This is a genomic window from Terrabacter sp. Ter38 (genome assembly GCF_024519435.1).
GTDB lineage: Bacteria > Actinomycetota > Actinomycetes > Actinomycetales > Dermatophilaceae > Terrabacter.
This window is the reverse complement of the sequence record NZ_JALJRZ010000001.1, coordinates 718,585-737,732: the sequence shown is the minus strand read 5'-3', so window position 1 is coordinate 737,732 and position 19,148 is coordinate 718,585. Positions and strand designations below refer to the sequence as shown.

18 protein-coding genes are annotated in these 19,148 nt (G+C 71.4%); 12 read left to right on the top strand and 6 right to left on the bottom strand.

What is annotated here, in order from left to right; translation table 11 throughout:
- Nucleotides 1-43: 43 nt before the first annotated feature.
- The 6 genes from ligA to NR112_RS03400 all read left to right on the top strand — a co-directional run bounded on the left by ligA (nt 44) and on the right by NR112_RS03400 (nt 7,399).
- Nucleotides 44-2,191 carry an NAD-dependent DNA ligase LigA gene (gene ligA, locus NR112_RS03425; RefSeq protein WP_256792566.1) on the top strand — a complete coding sequence of 716 codons (2,148 nt, stop codon included), beginning with the start codon at nt 44-46 and terminating at the stop codon, nt 2,189-2,191.
- 288 nt (nt 2,192-2,479) lie between these two features.
- On the top strand, nt 2,480-3,220 hold the full coding sequence (locus NR112_RS03420; RefSeq protein WP_374511456.1) for an ABC transporter ATP-binding protein: 741 nt from the start codon (nt 2,480-2,482) through the stop codon (nt 3,218-3,220).
- Complete coding sequence (locus NR112_RS03415; protein ID WP_256792563.1) at nt 3,213-4,004, top strand: ABC transporter ATP-binding protein; 792 nt, start codon at nt 3,213-3,215, stop codon at nt 4,002-4,004. The genes NR112_RS03420 and NR112_RS03415 overlap by 8 nt, the downstream gene beginning before the upstream one ends.
- A gap of 124 nt (nt 4,005-4,128) precedes the next feature.
- Nucleotides 4,129-5,373: an ABC transporter substrate-binding protein gene (locus NR112_RS03410; RefSeq protein WP_256792562.1), complete on the top strand. Its 1,245-nt coding sequence runs from the start codon at nt 4,129-4,131 to the stop codon at nt 5,371-5,373.
- Between the two features lie 140 nt (nt 5,374-5,513).
- Nucleotides 5,514-6,383, top strand: a complete 870-nt coding sequence (locus tag NR112_RS03405) for a branched-chain amino acid ABC transporter permease (RefSeq protein WP_256792560.1) — start codon at nt 5,514-5,516, stop codon at nt 6,381-6,383.
- Complete coding sequence (locus NR112_RS03400; RefSeq protein WP_256792559.1) at nt 6,380-7,399, top strand: branched-chain amino acid ABC transporter permease; 1,020 nt, start codon at nt 6,380-6,382, stop codon at nt 7,397-7,399. The genes NR112_RS03405 and NR112_RS03400 overlap by 4 nt, the downstream gene beginning before the upstream one ends.
- A 61-nt stretch (nt 7,400-7,460) precedes the next feature.
- Here NR112_RS03400 and NR112_RS03395 read toward each other — a convergent pair whose 3' ends face one another.
- From NR112_RS03395 to NR112_RS03385, 3 genes are all read right to left on the bottom strand, one after another.
- Entirely contained in the window at nt 7,461-8,120 is a 660-nt protein-coding gene (locus NR112_RS03395) for a TetR family transcriptional regulator (RefSeq protein ID WP_256792558.1), read from the bottom strand.
- 52 nt (nt 8,121-8,172) lie between these two features.
- Nucleotides 8,173-9,417, bottom strand: a complete 1,245-nt coding sequence (locus NR112_RS03390; RefSeq protein WP_256792557.1) for a glycosyltransferase — start codon at nt 9,415-9,417, stop codon at nt 8,173-8,175.
- Between the two features lie 77 nt (nt 9,418-9,494).
- Nucleotides 9,495-10,100 (bottom strand): hypothetical protein, encoded by a 606-nt coding sequence (locus NR112_RS03385; protein ID WP_256792556.1) that lies wholly within the window; start codon nt 10,098-10,100, stop codon nt 9,495-9,497.
- 175 nt (nt 10,101-10,275) lie between these two features.
- On the opposite strand from NR112_RS03385, the gene gatC reads away from it, so the two are divergent.
- From gatC to gatB, 3 genes are all read left to right on the top strand, one after another.
- On the top strand, nt 10,276-10,572 hold the full coding sequence (gene gatC, locus NR112_RS03380; RefSeq protein ID WP_256792555.1) for an Asp-tRNA(Asn)/Glu-tRNA(Gln) amidotransferase subunit GatC: 297 nt from the start codon (nt 10,276-10,278) through the stop codon (nt 10,570-10,572).
- 121 nt (nt 10,573-10,693) lie between these two features.
- Nucleotides 10,694-12,220, top strand: coding sequence for an Asp-tRNA(Asn)/Glu-tRNA(Gln) amidotransferase subunit GatA (gene gatA, locus NR112_RS03375; protein WP_256792847.1), 1,527 nt, complete (start codon nt 10,694-10,696; stop codon nt 12,218-12,220).
- Nucleotide 12,221: 1 nt separating this feature from the next.
- The gene (gatB, locus tag NR112_RS03370) at nt 12,222-13,769 is read left to right on the top strand and encodes an Asp-tRNA(Asn)/Glu-tRNA(Gln) amidotransferase subunit GatB (protein WP_256792554.1); all 1,548 of its coding nucleotides are present in this window, start codon (nt 12,222-12,224) and stop codon (nt 13,767-13,769) included.
- Between the two features lie 204 nt (nt 13,770-13,973).
- On the opposite strand, the gene NR112_RS03365 is transcribed toward gatB, so the two are convergent.
- The 3 genes from NR112_RS03365 to NR112_RS03355 all read right to left on the bottom strand — a co-directional run bounded on the left by NR112_RS03365 (nt 13,974) and on the right by NR112_RS03355 (nt 16,648).
- The gene (locus NR112_RS03365; RefSeq protein ID WP_256792553.1) at nt 13,974-14,657 is read right to left on the bottom strand and encodes a DUF937 domain-containing protein; all 684 of its coding nucleotides are present in this window, start codon (nt 14,655-14,657) and stop codon (nt 13,974-13,976) included.
- A gap of 109 nt (nt 14,658-14,766) precedes the next feature.
- On the bottom strand, nt 14,767-15,945 hold the full coding sequence (locus NR112_RS03360) for a sorbosone dehydrogenase family protein (RefSeq protein WP_256792552.1): 1,179 nt from the start codon (nt 15,943-15,945) through the stop codon (nt 14,767-14,769).
- 40 nt (nt 15,946-15,985) lie between these two features.
- Nucleotides 15,986-16,648, bottom strand: coding sequence for an MOSC domain-containing protein (locus tag NR112_RS03355; RefSeq protein ID WP_256792551.1), 663 nt, complete (start codon nt 16,646-16,648; stop codon nt 15,986-15,988).
- A gap of 77 nt (nt 16,649-16,725) precedes the next feature.
- Here NR112_RS03355 and NR112_RS03350 point away from each other — a divergent pair, with 77 nt between their 5' ends.
- Genes NR112_RS03350 through NR112_RS03340 form a run of 3 tightly spaced genes read left to right on the top strand, consistent with a single transcriptional unit; the run spans nt 16,726 to nt 19,093 of the window.
- On the top strand, nt 16,726-17,682 hold the full coding sequence (locus tag NR112_RS03350) for a 2-hydroxyacid dehydrogenase (protein ID WP_256792550.1): 957 nt from the start codon (nt 16,726-16,728) through the stop codon (nt 17,680-17,682).
- Nucleotides 17,683-17,696: 14 nt separating this feature from the next.
- On the top strand, nt 17,697-18,779 hold the full coding sequence (locus tag NR112_RS03345; protein ID WP_256792549.1) for a sialidase family protein: 1,083 nt from the start codon (nt 17,697-17,699) through the stop codon (nt 18,777-18,779).
- A 17-nt stretch (nt 18,780-18,796) separates the two neighbouring features.
- Nucleotides 18,797-19,093, top strand: a complete 297-nt coding sequence (locus tag NR112_RS03340; protein ID WP_256792548.1) for a MoaD/ThiS family protein — start codon at nt 18,797-18,799, stop codon at nt 19,091-19,093.
- Nucleotides 19,094-19,148 lie beyond the last annotated feature (55 nt).

Here is a 19,148-nt window from a genome sequence, read left to right as displayed (position 1 = left end):
TCATCGGGCCGTGACCGTCGGAGTCGGCTGGCAGGATGAGCGCGTGAGCGAGAGCAGCGGCCCCACGCCCGTCACCGACGACGTCCCGACCGAGGTCCACCAGGAGTGGGCCGAGCTCGCCGAGCAGGCCGCGGCGGCCCAGTTCGCCTACCACGTCAAGGATGCGCCGACCATCAGTGACGGTGAGTACGACGCGCTGATCCGCAGGCTCAACGCCATCGAGGACGAGCACCCCTCGCTGCGCACGCCCGAGAGCCCGACCCAGAACGTCGGGGGCGCGTCGTTCGCGACCGGCTTCGAGACGGTCGACCACGTCGAGCGGATGCTGAGCCTCGACAACGCCTTCTCCTTCGAGGAGCTGCAGACGTGGGCCGAGCGCGTCGAGCGCGAGGTCGGCACAGGCGCGCACTTCCTCACCGAGCTGAAGATCGACGGCCTCGCCATCAACCTGCTCTACGAGAAGGGCCGCCTCGTGCGCGCCCTGACCCGCGGCGACGGCCGCACGGGCGAGGACGTCACCAACAACGTCCGCACCATCGAGGGCATCCCCGAGCGGCTCGCCGGCGACGACGTGCCCGACCTCGTCGAGATCCGCGGCGAGGTGTTCTTCCCGACGGCGGCGTTCGCCGACCTCAACGCGAGCCTCGTCGAGGTGGGCAAGGCGCCCTTCGCCAACCCCCGAAACGCCGCGGCGGGCTCGCTCCGCCAGAAGGACCCCAAGGTCACCGCCACCCGGCCGCTGCGGATGCTCGTCCACGGCATCGGAGCGCGCCGGGGCTTCGACGTCGAGCGCCAGAGCGAGGGGTATGCCGCCCTCCGCGCCTGGGGGCTGCCGACCTCCGACGAGGTGCGCGTGCTCGACGACATCGCCGCCGTGCAGGAGTTCGTCACCTACCACGGCGAGCACCGCCACGACCGCTCCCACGAGATCGACGGCATCGTCGTCAAGGTCGACGAGGTGCCGCTGCAGCGCCAGCTCGGTGCCACCTCCCGTGCGCCGCGATGGGCCATCGCCTTCAAGTACCCGCCCGAGGAGGTCAACACCAAGCTGCTCGACATCCGCGTCAACGTCGGGCGCACCGGTCGAGTCACCCCCTACGGCGTCATGCAGCCCGTCGTCGTGGCCGGGTCCACGGTCGAACAGGCGACGCTGCACAACGCGTACGAGGTCGAGCGCAAGGGGGTGCTCATCGGCGACACCGTCGTGCTGCGCAAGGCGGGAGACGTCATCCCCGAGATCGTCGGTCCCGTCGTCGACCTGCGCGACGGCACCGAGCGGGCGTTCGTCATGCCGACGGACTGCCCGGCCTGCGGCACCCCGCTCGCCCCCGAGAAGGAGGGCGACAAGGACATCCGCTGTCCCAACACCCGGTCGTGCCCGAGCCAGTTGCGCGAGCGGGTCTTCGCGCTCGCCGCCCGCGGCGGGCTCGACATCGAGGCGCTCGGCTGGGAGGGCTCCATCGCGCTGCTCGACTCGGGCATCATCACCGACGAGGGTGACCTCTTCGCCCCGGCCGCCGACAGCCCCCGCGCGGGGGAGTACGGCATCACCCGCGCGAAGCTCGCGCAGGTCCCGCTCTACACGAGGGCCGCCAAGAAGACCGACCCGGACGAGTCCGTCGTCGACGGACGCGTGCTGTCGGCCGGTGGCGACAAGCTGCTGGCCGAGCTCGAGAAGGCCAAGAGCCAGCCGCTCTGGCGGGTCGTCGTGGCCCTCTCGATCCGGCACGTCGGGCCCACGGCGGCCCGGGCGCTGGCCACCCACTTCGGCTCGATGGAGGCGATCCGGTCGGCGTCGACCGAGGAGCTCGCCCAGGCCGAGGGCGTCGGCGGGGTCATCGCCGAGGCCGTCACCGCATGGTTCGAGGTCGACTGGCACCAGGAGATCGTGCGCAAGTGGGCCGACGCCGGCGTCCGCATGGCCGACGAGGTCGACGCGTCCACCCCGCGGACGCTCGAAGGCAAGACCGTCGTCGTCACCGGTTCGCTCGAGGGCTTCTCCCGCGACGAGACGAAGGAGGCCATCATCAGCCGAGGCGGCAAGGCCTCGGGCTCGGTGTCGAAGAAGACCGACTTCGTCGTCATCGGCGCCAACGCCGGATCCAAGGCGGCCAAGGCCGAGGAGCTGGGTCTGACGATCCTCGACGAGGACGGCTTCCGCCGCCTGCTCGAGACGGGTGCGGCCGACTGAGCCGTGCCGCCCGACCTCGTCGGACCCGCTCGCACCCCGGCGAGTCCGCGTGATCGCACCCGCGCCCGCTCGGTCCGGCGGCTGACGCGCATGTGTCGCGAGCCCACAGAACCGCGTCAGGTGTGTGGGTCCCCACCGTCCTTTCCGCGGGCAGCCCTCCTAGGCTTTGCCGAAGTTTCCCGGACTTTCCGGAGTCGTCGTCAGCCGGTCACACCGGCCGGGGCGGCCCGACACCACGCTCACCCGAGCGCGACGCACGAGGAGGTGCAGGTCTTGACGGGTACCCCGATGCTCGAGACCAGGGCCCTGACCAAGGAGTTCCGTGGTTTCCGGGCCGTGTCGGAGGTCGACCTCACGGTCGCCCGCGGCACCGTCCACGCGCTCGTCGGACCCAACGGTGCGGGCAAGACCACGCTCTTCAACCTGCTCACCGGCTTCTTGACCCCGACGTCCGGCGCCGTGCTCTTCGACGGTCAGCACATCACCGGCAAGGACCCGGAGCAGATCGCGCCGCTCGGCATCGCGCGCTCCTTCCAGATCACGAGCCTCTTCGAGGCGATGACCCTGCGCGAGCACCTCGAGCTGGCCCTCGCCAGCCCGACCGGCATGGGCAAGCAGTGGTGGCGCTCGGTCACCCGCATGGCCACGTTCAAGGACCGTGCCATGGAGCTGCTCGAGCAGGTCGGCCTCGCGGACCGGGCCGGGGCACCCGCCTCGTCGCTGGCCTACGGCCAGAAGCGCGCGCTCGAGCTCGCGATCGCCATGGCCCTCGACCCCAAGCTGCTGCTCCTCGACGAGCCGACAGCCGGCATGGGCATCGAGGACGTCGACCGCACCATCGCCCTCGTCAAGCAGCTCGCCGAGGGCCGGACCGTCGTCTTCGTCGACCACAACATGCATGTCGTCGGATCGCTCGCCGACCGTGTCACCGTGCTCCAGTCGGGGCAGGTGCTCGCGGAGGGACCCTACGAGCAGGTGCGCGCCGACGAGCGGGTCATCACGGCATACCTCGGAGCAGCCCATGAGTGACGACACGACCGCCGCGACGACGACGGAGCAGCCGGCGCCCGACCGCGCCGGTGCGCCTGAGCCCGGGAGCCCCGGTCGCGGGACAGCACGGATGCTCGAGGTGTCCGGCCTCTCCGCCTGGTACGGCGAGGCCCGCGTGCTCACCGACGTCAGCATCGACGTGGCCCCCGGGGAGGTCGTCACCCTCGTCGGGCGCAACGGAGCCGGCAAGACGACTCTGCTGCGCTCGGTCATGGGCCTGCACCGGCAGATCGAGGGCACGATCACGCTCGACGGGTCCGACCTCGTCAAGCGTTCGGCCGACGCCCGGGCCAGGGCCGGCATCGGCTGGGTCCCCGACGACCGCGGCATCTACGCGAGCCTCACCGTCGCCGAGAACCTCCTGCTGCCGCCGGTCGTCCACGCCGACGCCTGGCCCCTCGAGCGGGTCTACGAGTTCTTCCCCGTGCTCGACGAGCGCCGGGACTTCCCCGGCACGAAGCTCTCGGGCGGCGAGCAGCAGATGCTCGCCATGGCCCGGGTGCTGCGGATGGGCTCGCGGCTGCTGCTGCTCGACGAACCGAGCGAGGGACTGGCCCCCGTCATCGTCCAGCGCATCGGCGAGATCATCCGCGAGATCAAGGGCCAGGGGGTCGGCGTGCTCCTCGTCGAGCAGAACGTGAAGTTCGCCTCGACGGTTGCCGACCGGCACTACCTGCTCGCTCAGGGCAAGGTCGTCGAGCACCTCGGCAACGACGACTTCAAGGCCCGCGAGGGAGAGCTGCTCACCTACCTCGGGATGTAGCCCCCGCCCACGTCCCGGCCGCGGCACGCGCCGGGCGCACCACGCCACGACCACGACGCCCTCGCGTCATCCCGTCACACCCGTCAGACACCCGTCACATCTCGTCACAACCCCAGGAGGGGACATGCGTAGCAGGACAGTCCAGGGCAGCGTCGCCATCGCCGCGACCGCGTCGCTCGCGCTCGCCGCGTGCGGAGGGGCCGGCGGCCCCCAGTCCGGCGGCTCGAGCAAGCTGACCGACAACAAGGTCGTCATCGGTCTGCTCAACGACCAGTCGGGCGTCTACAAGGACCTGTCCGGTCCCAACAGCAAGGTCGCCATCGAGATGGCGATCGAGGACTACAAGGCGAAGTACGGCGACAAGGCCGTCGCCAAGGACATCGAGGTCGTCACGGCCGACCACCAGAACAAGGCCGACATCGCCAACTCCAAGGCGCAGGAGATGTACGACCGCCAGAAGGCCGACATCATCCTCGACGTGCCGAACTCGGCCGCGGCCCTCGCCGTCGCGACACAGGCCAAGAACAAGAAGAAGCTCTACATCAACATCGGTGCGGGCACGACGGCCCTGACCGGTGCGAGCTGCAACAAGTACACCTTCCACTGGGCCTACAACACCGCTGTCCTCGCGCGCGGCACCGCCGGCACCATCACCAAGGAGGGCGGCAAGACCTGGAACATCGTCTACCCCGACTACGCGTTCGGCCAGGACATGAACAAGTCCTTCACCGCCGAGATCACGAAGAACGGCGGCACCGTCGGGCAGTCGATCGCGTCGCCCTTCCCGAGCGACAACTTCGCCACCTTCATCACCAAGGCCGGAGAGGGCAACCCCGACGTCGTCGGCTCCATGCATGCTGGCGGCGACCTCATCAACTTCGTCAAGCAGTTCAACCAGAGCTCGCTCAAGGGCAAGGTGCAGCTCGCGGTCGGCCTGATGTTCATCACCGACATCCACTCGCTCGGTGTCGACCAGTTCGCGGGCACGCAGTTCACCGACGCGTGGTACTGGAACTTCGACGCGCAGAACAAGAAGTGGGCCGACCGCTTCAAGGAGAAGACGAACACCCGGCCGTCCTTCGCCCATGCTGCGAACTACTCGGCCGCGATGAACTACCTCGAGGCCGTCCAGGAGGCCGGTACCGACGACGCCGACGCCATCGTCGGCAAGCTCGAGGGCAAGAAGATCGATGACGTCTTCCTGCGCAACGGCGAGATCCGCAAGGCCGACCACGCCGTCATCCACGACGTCTACCTCGCCAAGGTCAAGAGCTCCGCCCCGGAGGAGTGGGACTACGAGGACATCCAGAAGACGATCCCGGCCGCCGAGGCCTACGGCGAGGCCAACCCCGCCTGCTCGATGAGCTGAGCTCAGGCGTCTGGAGCCAGCGCTCTGGGCCGGTATGCCGTCCGGTGGCGTCCACGAGGACGCGCCGGACGGCATACGGCACAGCGCGACTGTCCAGACAGCGGCACCCAGCCCGATCGACCGCGAACCGAGCGAGAGACATGAGCGAATTCATCCAGTACACCCTCCAGGGGCTCGCCGCCGGCGGCTTCTACGCGCTGTCCGCGCTGGGCCTCGCCGTCATCTTCGGCGTCCTCGGGGTCGTCAACTTCTCCCACGGCGCCTGCTACATGCTCGGCGCCGTCCTGTCAGCCGTCCTGCTCGCCGAGCTGAACGTCGGTTTCTGGGCCGCGCTCGTCATCGTCCCGATCCTCATGTTCGGGTTCGGCGTGCTCATGGAGCGCCTGCTCGTGCGTTGGCTGCTCGAGCTCGACCCGCTCTACAACTTCCTGCTGACGTTCGGGCTCACGCTGGTGATCGTCGAGGCGGTCAAACAGCGCTACGGCGTCTCGGGCCTGCCCTACCAGGTGCCCGCCGGACTCGGTGGCCAGGTCTCGGTCGGGTCGGTCAACCTCTCGGTCTACGCGATCTTCGCCTGTCTCTTCTCGGTCGTCGTGTGCGTCGCCGTCGGGCTGCTGCTGACGAAGACGCGCATCGGCATGATCGTGCGCGCCGCGACCGAGGCGCCCGACCGGACCCGGGCCCTCGGCATCAACGTGGGGCTCTGGGTCACGCCCGTCTTCGGCTTCGGCATCGCGCTCGCGGGCCTCGCTGGTGTGCTCGCGGCGCCGACCCGCGCCATCACCGCCGAGATGGGCAGCAACTTCATCATCATCCTCTTCGCCGTCGTCGTCATCGGCGGCCTCGGATCCATCCTCGGGGCGGTGGTCGCTGGCTTCCTCGTCGGACTCGTCGAGGCCTACGGCATCGCCTACGCCCCCACGTACGCCCAGATCGTCATCTTCGTGCTGATGGCGCTCGTCGTTCTCGTCCGGCCCTCGGGGCTCTTCGGACGGGAGGAGGTCGCATGAGCGAGCAGATGACCGCCAAGGTCGACGTCGACCTGGCCCAGCCCTCGATCCTGTCGCGGCGCAACCCGTTGCGCTACGTCATGCTCCTGGCCGGCCTCGCCGTGCTCGTGATGCTGCCGTACTGGATCTACCCGCCCGTCGCGATGGACATCCTCTGCTGGGGGCTCTTCGCGATCAGCGTCGACCTGCTCCTCGGCTTCACGGGGCTGCTCAGCTTCGGCCACGCCGCGTTCTGGGGTGGCTCGGCGTACTGCACGGGCCTCATCGCCACCCACTGGGGCGTGCCGTTCCCCGTCGCCGTCATCGGGGGCGCCGTCTTCGCGATGCTCATCGCGTGGCCGATCGGCTACCTCTCGGTGCGGCGGACCGGCATCTACTTCGCCATGGTCACCCTGGCCTTCGCGCAGATGCTCTACTTCATCGCCAACCAGGCGCGTGACCTCACGGGCGGCGAGAACGGCCTCCAGGGCATCCCGCGCAACTTCTTCGGCATCGAGCTCGTCGAGACCGACCCGTTCTACTTCTACTACGTCGGCGCCGCGATGATCCTCGTCGGCATCCTCGTCGCGTGGCGCGTCGTCAACTCGCCCTTCGGCCGGGTGCTGACGGCCGTGCGCGACAACCCGGCCAGGGCGCGAGCCCTCGGCTACGACGTCGAGCGCTACAAGATCACGGTGTTCATCATCTCGGCCGGCCTCGCCGGCCTCGCCGGCGGCGTCTTCGCGGTCAGCCACCAGTTCGCGTCGCTCCAGGAGCTGATGTGGACGACGTCGGGCAAGGTCGTGCTGATCACGGTCCTCGGCGGCATCGGCACGCTCTGGGGTGGCCTCGTCGGCGCGGGCGTCGTCGTGACGCTGGAGGACTATCTCGCGAGCTCCGGCTTCGAGGGCATCGGCCTCATCACCGGCACGATCTTCGTCGTCATCGTCCTGCTCTTCCGTCACGGCATCTGGGGCACGGCGCGCAACGTCCTGCGCCGCTACGTCCTCGAACGGCGCGGCAGACGGCGCGACTGAGCGACTCACTGGTTTGAGGTCAGCGCGGATACCTAAAACCGGGGGAGTGCGAGGCGTCGCGTCAGTCGTCGAGCAGCCCTCGCAGGACCCTCCGCAGCATGACCGGAAAGACCTCGTCGGGCTCGACGCCGACCTCCGGACGCAGAGCGGCAAGGCGCGGGAGGCGTCCTTCGGCGACGAGGTGCGCGACGTAGGCTGCCTGCCCCCGGGCGCGCGCCGGGTCCTGGTCGCTGTGGCCTGACCTGGCGTAGGCGGTCGTGAGGGCGTTCATCGTCGCGAAGGCCACGAGCTTCCGACCGTCGGCGGCCGGGTGTCTCTCGAGCACCGTCAGGACGTGCTCGGTCAAGGCGAGGCCATGGGGCCCGAGGACCGGTGTCGCCCCGACGTCGCCGAGCCAGCGATGGCGTCGGTGGATGGCCAGTCCCTGCAGCGCGAGCGCGGTCAGGTCCGCAATCGCGTCTCCCGTCGGTGCCTCGAGCACGTACTCACCGGCGACGTGGTCGACCATGAGATCGACCAGCTCGTCGCGGCCGGTCACGTGCCGGTACAGCGAGCCGCCTCCGGTGCCCAGCTCCGAGGCGATGCTGCGCATGGTCACGGCTGCCAGACCTTCGGCATCGGCCACGCGGACAGCTGCCCGCGTCAGGGCCTCACGCGTCAGGCGTGCCGGTCGGCCCACGGTGGAGTGGTCCGGCCGCATCCAGATGACGTCGTCGCTCACCGGTCGAGTCTCGACGCCGTCGGCGGGCCGACCCGCGCCGGGGTCCGCCCGGTCATGCGCCGACCCGCTGCAACCAGGCCCGCAACGGCGCAGTCCCGTCCTCGCGGGCGATCGCGTCGCGGACTAACGCCGCCCCGTCGCGCAGTTCTCGCGACGTCACGGCCTCGGTCATGCGAGCTGCCAGCACCTCGCCGCTGACCCGCGTCATGGGGACGGGTGCGGTGCCGGCGGACAGGGCCACGAGCCGGCGCGCCCAGAACGGCTGGTCGGTGTGCATCGGGAGGGGCACCGACGGTACGCCGGCCCGGAGGGCGGCAGCGGTGACGCCGGCACCGGCGTGATGGACGACAGCGGCCGCACGGGGGAGGAGCCACGCGTGCGGCACGTCCCCGACATGGAGGACCCGGTCGGGGCCGAGCTCGTCCGCCAGGTGTCTCGCGGTGGCCTCGAGAGCCGCGCCCTGCAGGACGGTGCGCAGCCCGGTGCCCCGCACCGCATCGGCGACCGCGCGGACGACGGCGCCCCCCGGTGGGAGGCTGCCGAGGCTGACGACGACCGGCGGCGGACCCGAGGCCAGGGCCTCGGCCAGTGCGGCTTCTGGCATTCCGGATCCCACCGGTGCCGGCCACCAGAAGCCGTCGAGGCTCAGCCGGTCCGACCAGTCGCTCGGTCGTGGGAGGACGACCGGGCTGATCCCGTGGTGCACCGGCAGGCTCGCCGCTCGGCGTCGCCGCTGCGCGTGCGCGCGGCTCTCAGCAGGCAGGCCGAGCTCGGAACGCACCCGGGCGCAGGCGGCGTCGTACGGCGTGCGCACACGCTCGGCAAGGCGTCCGGCCAGCCGGTTCGCCGGACCCAGGTCGCGCCGGCTGGCGATCATCGGCGGGTATGCGCTGCTCGGCTCTGCCGGCTGGAGGAGGGCCGCGGCCGACGGCACCCCGAGGTGCTCGGCGATGTCGTGGCCGTAGGGCGAGATCGCGTTGGTGAGGACGACGTCGGCACCTGGGGCAGCCGCGAGGGCGGCCGTCGCGGCGTCGTCCATGTAGGAACGGAGCACCCTGAGGTAGGCGGCGACACCAGGCCCCCTCCGCCCCTCGGACGAGTCGGGGTCCGACGGCTCGGGCAGCGTCATCGGGGCGTCGAAGCCGACGTGCGTGCAGCCGGCCTCGACCACGAGGCGCGCGTACTCCGCCCCCGCGACGATCGCCACGTCGTGCCCGTCGTCGACGAACGACCTGCCGAGGCCGGCGGCTGGGGCGACGTCTCCGCGGGTGCCCGGGGCGAGCATGAGGACCTTCACACGACCACTCCTTTGCGAACAGTGTTAGCAAAAGAAGCGTAGCGCAGCTCAGCCTGCGTGACGACGTCGGCGGAGCGTCAGGGCGTGAGGATGCGGCGCGCGACCCGGCCGACGACGAGCCAGGCGACGGCGCCGAGACCCCAGTTGGTGATGGTGTTCTTGACGACGGCGCCGTCCCCGGTGAACTGCTTGACACCGGCGGTGCGGCTGAAGACGTCGAGGTCGGCCCAGTCGGCGGCGCGCAGGACCGCTGCCACGAGGGCATTGCTCGTGTTGGCGTCCAGCACGACGAGGACGGCTCCGAGCAGGAGGGCCGTGGCGGCGAGCAGGCACACGAACCAGACGATCTCGCCGAGCAGGGTGCGCACGCGCCTGATGCCGGTTCCGGTGAGGGTCGCGGCGCGGCGGGCCCCGGCCCGCACGTCGGTGGATCGGCGCGCCCGTGGGGCGACCTCGGCCATCTCGGCCTTGGCAGAGGCCCGGTCGGTCGGCGCGTCGGTCGACGTCTCGGTCGGTGCGGCGGTCGGCGCGGCGGTGGACGTGTCGGTCGTCGTCGGGGTGGGTGCTGGGCCGGCCGCGGCGGTGGGGGGCGGGTCGGCCGCCTCGGCGGCGGGGGCGGGAGCCGCTGGCGCGTCCTGGCTGGGCGCGGTCGTCGTCGTGGTCGGGCTGGCCGGGCTCGTCATCGAGGGTTCTCCTAGGTGGCTCGTGGATCCGACGTGGTCAACGAGCGAGACCGGCGGCAGGACACGCCCTGCCCCGGACGACTTCCGGGGCGCGGGAGCACGAGAGGGCGCGCGGTGTCCGTGGGGCTCCGGACCGTGGTCCGGGTCCGAGGGGCTGCCCCATAGACTGGCCCGCATGTCATCCCTGTCCCGCGACGACGTAGCCCACCTGGCCGGCCTCGCCCGGATCGAGCTCTCGGACGCCGAGCTCGACCGCATGGTGGGTGAGCTCGGAGTCATCCTCGAGTCCGTGGCCAAGGTCCAGCAGGCCCCGACCGACGGCGTCGCCCCGATGTCGCACCCGATGCCGCTGACCAACGTGACCCGCCCCGACGTGGTGCGCCCCAGCCTCGGCGCGGAGGCCGTGCTCGCCGGGGCGCCCGAGGCCGAGCAGCAGCGCTTCTCGGTGCCGCGCATCCTCGACGAGGACTGAGCCACCCTGAAGCCCGCGTATGCCGCGGTCCCGGGCACCCGGCATACGCCCCCGCCCGTGACGGGCACCACGAACACTCCTGTCGCAGCAGCTACGAACCGAAGGCACTGACGTGACCGACCTGCCAACTGACCTGACGAGGGCCAGCGCCGCCGACCTGGCCGGCGCGCTCGCGAGCGGAACCATCAGCTCCGTCGAGGTGACCCAGGCGCACCTCGACCGGATCGCCGCCGTCGACGGCCAGGTGCACTCCTACCTCCACGTCGACGGGGCCGGGGCGCTCGCCCAGGCCCGGGCGGTCGACGAGCGACGTCGGGCCGGCGAGACCCTCGGCGCCCTCGCCGGGGTGCCGATCGCCGTCAAGGACGTCATGACGACGAAGGGCCTGCCGACGACGTGCGGCAGCAAGATCCTCGAGGGGTGGATCCCGCCCTACGACGCGACCGTCGTGTCGAAGCTGCGCGAGGCCGGCCTGCCGATCCTCGGCAAGACGAACATGGACGAGTTCGCGATGGGCTCCTCGACCGAGCACTCGGCCTACGGGCCGTCGCACAACCCGTGGGACCTCGACCGGATCCCGGGCGGCTCGGGTGGTGGCTCGAGCTCGGTGCTCGCCTCCTTCCAGGCGCCGCTCGCGACCGGCACCGACACCGGCGGCTCGATCCGCCAGCCCGCCGCCGTCACGGCGACGGTCGGCACCAAGCCGACCTACGGCGGCGTCTCGCGCTACGGCCTCGTCGCGCTCGCGAGCTCCCTCGACCAGGCCGGCCCGTGCGGTCGCACGGTCCTCGACACCGCCCTGCTCCACGCCGTCATGGGTGGCCACGACCCGATGGACTCGACCTCGATCGACGCGCCGGTCCCGCCGGTCGTCGAGGCCGCTCGCGCCGCCAGCGTCAAGGGCATGCGCATCGGCGTCGTCAAGGAGCTGGGCGGCGAGGGCTACCAGCCCGGCGTGCGCGCCCGCTTCGACGAGTCCGTCGCACTGCTCGAGGAGCTCGGCGCCCAGGTCGTCGAGGTGAGCTGCCCGAACTTCGAGTACGCCCTCGCGACCTACTACCTCATCCTCCCGAGCGAGGCGTCGAGCAACCTCGCCAAGTTCGACGCGATGCGCTACGGCATGCGCGTGCTGCCCGAGGGCGTCGACGCACCGAGCGCCGAGCAGGTCATGGCCGCCACGCGAGACGCGGGCTTCGGACCCGAGGTCAAGCGCCGCATCATCCTGGGCACCTACGCCCTCAGCTCCGGCTACTACGACGCCTACTACGGCTCGGCGCAGAAGGTGCGCGCGCTCATCGCGCAGGACTTCGACGAGGCGTACGCCCAGGTCGACGTGCTCGTCAGCCCGACAGCCCCGACGACGGCGTTCAAGCTCGGTGACAAGCTCGAGGACCCGATGGCCATGTACCTCAACGACATCGCCACCATCCCGGCCAACCTCGCCGGCGTCCCCGGCATGTCGATCCCGTCCGGGCTCGCCGACGAGGACGGGCTGCCGGCCGGCATCCAGATCCTGGCCCCGGCGATGAAGGACGAGCGTCTCTACTCCGTCGGCGCCGCCCTCGAGGCCGCGCTCGTCGACCGCTGGGGCGGTCCGATCCTCGACCGCGCGCCCGAGCTGGGCGCTGCTGCTGCGAAGGGAGCCTGACATGACCACCGTCGCGACGGATGCCGTCATGGACTACGACGAGGCCATGACGAAGTTCGACCCGGTCATGGGTCTCGAGGTCCACGTCGAGCTGCACACGGCCACGAAGATGTTCTGCGGCTGCCCGACGGAGTTCGGCGCCGAGCCCAACTCGCAGGTCTGCCCGGTGTGCCTCGGCCTGCCCGGCGCACTGCCCGTCGTCAACGAGAAGGCCGTCGAGTCGGCGATCCGCATCGGCCTGGCGCTCAACTGCGAGATCGCCGAGTGGTGCCGCTTCGCCCGGAAGAACTACTTCTACCCGGACATGCCCAAGAACTTCCAGACCTCGCAGTACGACGAGCCGATCGCCTTCGAGGGCCACCTCGACGTCGAGCTCGAGGACGGCAGCGTCTACCGCGTCGAGATCGAGCGCGCGCACATGGAGGAGGACACCGGCAAGTCGCTGCACATCGGCGGCGCGACCGGTCGCATCCACGGCGCCGACCACTCGCTCGTCGACTACAACCGCGCCGGCATCCCGCTCATCGAGATCGTCACCAAGCCCATGGTCGGGGCGGGGGAGCGCGCGCCCGAGGTCGCCAAGGCCTACGTCTCGGCGCTGCGCGACCTGCTGCGCGCCCTCGACGTCAGCGACGTCAAGATGGAGCAGGGTTCGATGCGCTGCGACGCCAACGTGTCGCTGCGCCCGCGCGTCGGCGAGCCGCTCGACGAGGCCCAGCTCGCGGTGCCGCTCGGCACGCGCACCGAGACCAAGAACGTCAACTCGCTCCGCTCCGTCGAGCGGGCGGTGCGCTACGAGATCTCGCGGCACGCGGCGATCCTCGACGGCGGAGGCTCGATCCTCCAGGAGACCCGGCACTGGCACGAGGACACCGGCATCACGACCTCGGGACGCGTCAAGTCCGACGCCGAGGACTACCGCTACTTCCCCGAGCCCGACCTCGTGCCGGTCGCACCGACGCGTGAGACCGTCGAGACCCTGCGGGGCACGCTCCCCGAGCCTCCCGGCCTCCGTCGCAAGCGGCTCCAGTCCGACTGGGGCTACAGCGATCTCGAGATGCGTGACGTCGTCAACGCCGGAGCGGTTGAGCTCATCGAGGAGACCGTCGCAGCCGGCGCGAGCGCCGGCGCGGCGAAGAAGTGGTGGCTCGGTGAGCCGTCACGGCGCGCCAACGCCGAGGGTCAGGACATCGTCACGTACGCCGCCGGGCTGGGTCTGACGCCGGCGCACGTCGCCGAGCTCGACGGGATGGTCGCAGCAGGGCGCCTCAACGACTCGATGGCGCGCCAGGTGCTCGACGGCGTGCTCGCCGGCGAGGGCACCCCGACGGCAGTGGCCGACGCACGTGGGCTCGAGCTCGTCCAGGACGACGGCGCCCTCGAGGCCGCCGTCGACAAGGTCATCGAGGCCAACCCCGACGTCGCGGCCAAGATCCGCGACGGCAAGGTGGCGGCCGCGGGTGCGCTCATCGGCCAGGTCATGAAGGAGATGAAGGGCCAGGCCGACGCCGGCAAGGCCCGCGAGCTCATCCTCGCCAAGCTCCAGTAGACCCCCGCCCCGCAACCGTCGAAAGGCCACCTTCGGCCGCTTCCCCACCGTCGAGGGGCCACCTCCCGCCGCTTCACCCACGTCGAGAGGCCACTTCTGGTCACAGAAAGTGGCCCCTCGACCTGTGCACGGCGGCACCTGGTGGCCCCTCGACGGTTGAGGGGCGGCCGCTCGTGGCCTCTCGACGGTTGACGTGGGTTGGGGTCAGTGCTTGCCGCCGCCGAGGAGGCCTCCGAGCAGGCCACCGAGGATGTCACCGGCGCCCCCGCTGCCACCGGTCGAGCCGGAGCCGCCACCGAGCACCTGGCCGAGGACGTCCTGGAGCGGGTTCGAGCCGCCGGACGCGGCACCCGTCGACGTCGCGCTGCCCGGAGCCTGGACCGGTCCGCTGTCGGCGCCCACGCCACCGGGGAAGAGCGGGCCACCGTCGGGCGACCCGCTGCCCGCCGTGGTGGTCGTGCCGGCCGAGCTCGACCCGCCGCCGAGCATCCCGCCCAGGCCGCCCTGCCCCAGCTTGTTGGCGAGCCACGACATGACGATCGGGGCGAGGATCGGCAGCAGCTTCTGCACGAGGCTTCCGGACGTCCCGCCGAGACCGCCGAGGCGGCCCACGACCTGGTCGGTGCTGCCGCCGAAGATGTTGCCGACGATGGCCTTCCCGTCCTGCTCGTCGACGTCGTCGAGTCCGTTGATCGTGCCCTGGTGGTCCGAGAGCGCCGTGAGCAGCGAGTCGGCGCCGGCGGGGTCGGAGGCGTTGGCGTGGAGCCCGCCGAGCAGCGCGGGCAGGGCGCTCTCCGCCGCCTGGCGGACCTCGTCACTCCCGACCCCGAACTGGCCCGCCAGCTGGTCGATCGGTACCTGGTCGAGGATCTCGTCGTACGAACCCATGGGTGCCCCTCCTGCTCGTGGGTGGCGCCGGTGCCGACCCCTGCTCGTCAGGCTAGTCAGGTTGGGGCGCCCACGGCGGACCACGCGGTGCGAAGGGGGCAGCGACGGGTCATGCGGCTCCGACCGCGGAGAGCGGCAGCGAGATGAGCCGGTCGGCGCCGTCGTTGTTGCTCGTCGTGATCCACACCCGGCTGCCGACGAAGTGGATGTCGCGGACACGCCCGTAGGTGCCTTGGAGATGGCGGCTCGGTGTGCCGGCGGAGCCGTCGGCGTCGACCGGCACCCGCCACACCGACTGCCCGCGCAGGGCTGCCATGTAGACGGCGCCGTCGGGCCCGACGGCGATGCCGCTCGGCGACATCTCGGAGGTCGGCCACTCGGCGACGGGGTCGACGTAGTCCGGGTTGTCGGCACGGCCCTCGACCTCCGGCCAGCCGTAGTTCTTGCCGGGCTCGACGAGATTGAGCTCGTCGAAGGTGTTCTGTCCGAACTCGCTGGCCCACAGGCGTTTGCGACTGTCCCAAGCCAGCCCTTGGACGTTTCGGTGTCCGTAGGACCAGATCGGGGAACCGCCGAACGGGTTGCCGGGGGCCGGGTCGCCGTCCGGTGTGATGCGCAGGATCTTCCCGCCGAGGGAGTCGAGGTTCTGCGAGAGCGAGGTGTCACCGGCCTCGCCCGTGCCGACGTAGAGGAAGCCGTCAGGCCCGAAGGCGATGCGGCCCCCGTTGTGGTTCCGACCACGCGGGATGCCGGAGAAGATGACGACGGGTTCGCCGATCGTCCTGTCGCGCCACGGCACGGCGGCGATGCGGTTGTCGCTCTCGGTCGAGTAGTACGCGTAGAAGACGGGGTCGGCGTCGAAGTCCTCGGGCACGGCGAGCCCGAGCAGGCCGCCCTCGCCCTCCGTGCGGGTGATCGGCAGCTTCCCGGCGACCGTCGCCCTGTCCCGGGAGCCGGGCTTGGGCACGTGGTGGACGACGCCGGTGTTGCGCTCGCTCACGAGGGCGCTGCCGTCGGGCAGCACGGCCACCGACCATGCGATGTCGAGGCCGCTCAGCAGGGTCACGGGTCCGGCCGGCTGGGCTGCGGTCGGACGCGTTGGGGTCGTGGGGGACGACGGCGCCGAGGTGCTCCCCGTGGGGGCGGTGGCGCTCGAGGTCGCCGAGGTGGTCGTGCCGGCACGGGTCTCGAGTGCGGCGGGCTCGGCCGTCGAGCACGCGGCCGTGACCAGGGCGACGACCACGCCGCCCACGAGCGCGCGGCCGGTCGGTCGGGAGGGGTGCGGCATACCTCATTGTGTCCCACGTGCCGTGTGGGACCGCGGTGTCTCAGCCCCCGCGTCGTTCGAGCGTCTCGACGAGTCCGTGGCGCACCTCGGGGTGGACGACGTCGGCGTCGACGACCCGTCGGGCGGCGGCGAGGTCGCCGGTGAAGGCGCGGAAGAGCACGAGCAGGTCGATGTCGTGGGCGGGCCGCTCGATCTCGATGGTCGCGCCGGTGTGCACGGTGCCGGCGGTCACGACCGAGAGGTAGGCGCCGGTGCGCCCGGCCTCGGTGAAGCGGCGCACCCAGCGGGGCTCACCCACGTGCGCGGCGAAGGTGCGGCACGGGGTGCGCGGCACCTCGACCCGCAACACGACGTCCCCGATGCGCCACAGCTCGCCGACGAGCGCGTGTGTCGTGTCCACCCCGAGCGTCGTGATGTTCTCGCCGAATCCCCCTGAGGGGATGGCGCGCCCGATCTGCTGCTCCCAGAACTCCTGGTCCTCGCGCGGGTACGCGTAGACGGCCTGGAGCGCGCCGCCGTGGTGCTTCGGGTTGCCGATCTCGTCACCGACGACTCCGCTGCCGAGACCGCCGTGCTTCGGGCCGGGGTCGCGCACCGCGAACGACTCCACGGGTCGCTTGTCTATAGCGGTGGGTCGGCCGCCACCTTCGGGAGCGGTACGGCGACCCGAGCCGAGGGCGAGGACGCGGGGGTGGTTCGTCACCCGCGCGAGCCTAGCGGCGTGGCGGGGGAGGGGCCCGGGTCCCTTGCGGACCACTCGTTCTGACTAGCGTGGGCGCCATGGCTGTCCTTCCCCTCGTCGTGTCCGTGCCCGAGCCCGAGTACGCAGACGCGCTCGCCGACCTCGACGGTGTCGACGCGGTCGTCTGGGACATGAAGGGGGCGCCCCCACGCGGTCCGGAGATCCGCTACGCCGTCATGCCGTACATGACGAGCCTCGACCTGGCCGACGTCACCCGCGGCCTCGACGCCCTCGAGGTGGTCCAGCTGCAGAGCGCCGGCTACGAGCAGTTCGTCGGTCAGCTGCCCGAGCGCGTGACCCTCTGCAACGCGGCGGGCGTCCACGACGCTTCGACGGCGGAGCTCGCGCTGGCCCTGACCTTGTCGTCCATCCGCGACATCCCTGAGTTCGTCGGGTCGCAGCAGGAAGGGCACTGGGAGCCGCTGCGCCTGCGCTCCTCGCTGGCCGACCGGCGGGTGCTCGTCGTCGGCTACGGGCAGATCGGCCGGGCCATCGCACGGCGCTTCGCCCCGTTCGAGGTCACCCTGACGGCGGTGGCATCTCGGGCCCGGGAGGGCGATGAGCTCGTGCCGCAGGTCCACGGCATCGACGAGCTGCCTGACCTGCTGCCCGATCACGACGTGGTCGTCGTCATCGTGCCGCTGACCCCCGCGACACGTCGTCTGTTCGACGCGTCGCTGCTCAGCCGTATGCCGGACGGCGCCCTCCTCGTCAACGTGGCCCGTGGTCCGGTCGTCGACACCGACGCCCTCGTGGCCGAGTGCGCCTCCGGCCGGCTGCGGGCCGCGCTCGACGTGACCGACCCCGAGCCGCTGCCGCAGGACCACCCGCTGTGGACGACACCGGGCGTCCTCGTCACACCGCACGTCGGAGGAGCGACGGACGCGATGCGCCCGCGCGCCATCGCCCTGGTGCGCCGACAGGTCGAGGCGCTGCTCGCCGGGGAGCCGGTCGACAACGCCGTCGCCGGACCCTTGTCTGCCCCACACGCATAGTGGACACTGTCAACATGACCGAGACCATCGTCGCCATCGGCACGCGCAAGGGGCTCTGGATGGCCCGCAGCACCGACCGGCAGGACTGGACCCTCGAGGGCCCGCACTTCCTCATGAGCGAGGTCGCCTCCGTCGCCGTCGACACCCGCGAGGGGCGCTCGACCGTGCTGGCAGGCGTCAAGTCGTGGCACTGGGGACCCACGGTCCAGGCCTCCACCGACGGTGGCCGCACGTGGACCGAGAGCGCCGAGCGGGCCCTGGCCTTCCCGGCCGACACGGACACCGCGCTCGAACGCGTCTGGCAGCTGACGCCCGACCCGAACGACGCCGACGTCGTGTGGGCGGGGGTCGAGCCGCACGCCCTCTTCAAGAGCACCGACCGCGGCGAGCACTACGAGCTCGTCCGGGGCCTGTGGGACCACCCCCACCGCCCGACCTGGGAGCCCGGCTTCGGCGGCGGCGCGGTGCACACGATCGTCCCCGAGCCCGGACGTCCCGAGTCGGTGCTCGTCGCGATGAGCGCGGGCGGCGTCTACCGCTCGGGCGACGGCGGGCAGACGTGGGCGCCGAGCAACCCGGGCATCCGGGCGGGTTTCATGCCCGACAACGAGTACCCCGAGTACGGCCAGTGCGTGCACAAGGTGGCTCGCGGCCAGGGCGAGGGGGAGCTCTTCGCCCAGAACCACAACGGTGTCTACCGCTCGCACGACAACGGCGCGACGTGGGACTCCATCGCCGAGGGGCTGCCGACGGACTTCGGCTTCACGGTCCTCGCCCACCCCCGCCGTCCCGGCGTCGTCTGGGTGGTGCCCGTGGCCGACTCCGGTGAGCGCATCCCGCCGGACGCCCAGCTGCAGGTCCAGCGGTCCGACGACGCCGGCGCGACGTGGCGCCAGCAGGCGACCGGACTGCCCGGCCACAGCTACACGTGCGTGCTGCGCGACGCAGCCTCCCTCGACGCGGCCGACCCGGTCGGCGTCTACATCGGCACGCGCAACGGCGATGTCTTCGCTTCGGCTGACGAGGGTGAGACCTTCCAGCGCATCGCGACCCAGCTGCCCGACGTGCTCGTCGTGCGCGCCGCCCAGCTCACCTGACACGCAAGGGATTCCGTATGCCGTCTGCTCCCGTCCGCGTCATCCTCCCCGGCATGCTCCGTGACCTCGTGGGCGGCGTCGCTGAGATCGAGGTCGAGTCGCCGGCCGAGTCGCAGACCGTGGCCGAGCTGCTCGACCGGGCGTTCTCGGGTCATCGCATCCTCGACGGCAAGGTGCGTGACGAGCGCGGCCAGATCCGCAGGCACGTCAAGGTCTTCGTCAACGGCGAGGACGCGACGCGCGGCGAGGGCATCGGCGCGCCGGTCCCGGCCGGCGCCCGCGTCCACATCATCAACGCCGTCTCCGGCGGCTGATCGCGCGCCTGGACGCGCGGCGGGTGTCGCTGGACGCCACCCGCTTCGCGATCTC

Excerpts from the sequence above, each read along its gene's own strand:
- NR112_RS03420 (WP_374511456.1), top strand. The coding sequence starts at position 2,480 with ATGCTCGAGACCAGGGCCCTGACCAAGGAGTTCCGTGGTTTCCGGGCC.
- NR112_RS03410 (WP_256792562.1), top strand. The coding sequence starts at position 4,129 with ATGCGTAGCAGGACAGTCCAGGGCAGCGTCGCCATCGCCGCGACCGCG.
- NR112_RS03405 (WP_256792560.1), top strand. The coding sequence starts at position 5,514 with ATGAGCGAATTCATCCAGTACACCCTCCAGGGGCTCGCCGCCGGCGGC.
- NR112_RS03350 (WP_256792550.1), top strand. The coding sequence starts at position 16,726 with ATGGCTGTCCTTCCCCTCGTCGTGTCCGTGCCCGAGCCCGAGTACGCA.
- NR112_RS03415 (WP_256792563.1), top strand. The coding sequence starts at position 3,213 with ATGAGTGACGACACGACCGCCGCGACGACGACGGAGCAGCCGGCGCCC.
- NR112_RS03340 (WP_256792548.1), top strand. The coding sequence starts at position 18,797 with ATGCCGTCTGCTCCCGTCCGCGTCATCCTCCCCGGCATGCTCCGTGAC.
- NR112_RS03345 (WP_256792549.1), top strand. The coding sequence starts at position 17,697 with ATGACCGAGACCATCGTCGCCATCGGCACGCGCAAGGGGCTCTGGATG.
- NR112_RS03365 (WP_256792553.1), bottom strand. The coding sequence starts at position 14,657 with ATGGGTTCGTACGACGAGATCCTCGACCAGGTACCGATCGACCAGCTG.
- gatB (WP_256792554.1), top strand. The coding sequence starts at position 12,222 with ATGACCACCGTCGCGACGGATGCCGTCATGGACTACGACGAGGCCATG.
- NR112_RS03360 (WP_256792552.1), bottom strand. The coding sequence starts at position 15,945 with ATGCCGCACCCCTCCCGACCGACCGGCCGCGCGCTCGTGGGCGGCGTG.
- NR112_RS03400 (WP_256792559.1), top strand. The coding sequence starts at position 6,380 with ATGAGCGAGCAGATGACCGCCAAGGTCGACGTCGACCTGGCCCAGCCC.
- NR112_RS03385 (WP_256792556.1), bottom strand. The coding sequence starts at position 10,100 with ATGACGAGCCCGGCCAGCCCGACCACGACGACGACCGCGCCCAGCCAG.
- gatC (WP_256792555.1), top strand. The coding sequence starts at position 10,276 with ATGTCATCCCTGTCCCGCGACGACGTAGCCCACCTGGCCGGCCTCGCC.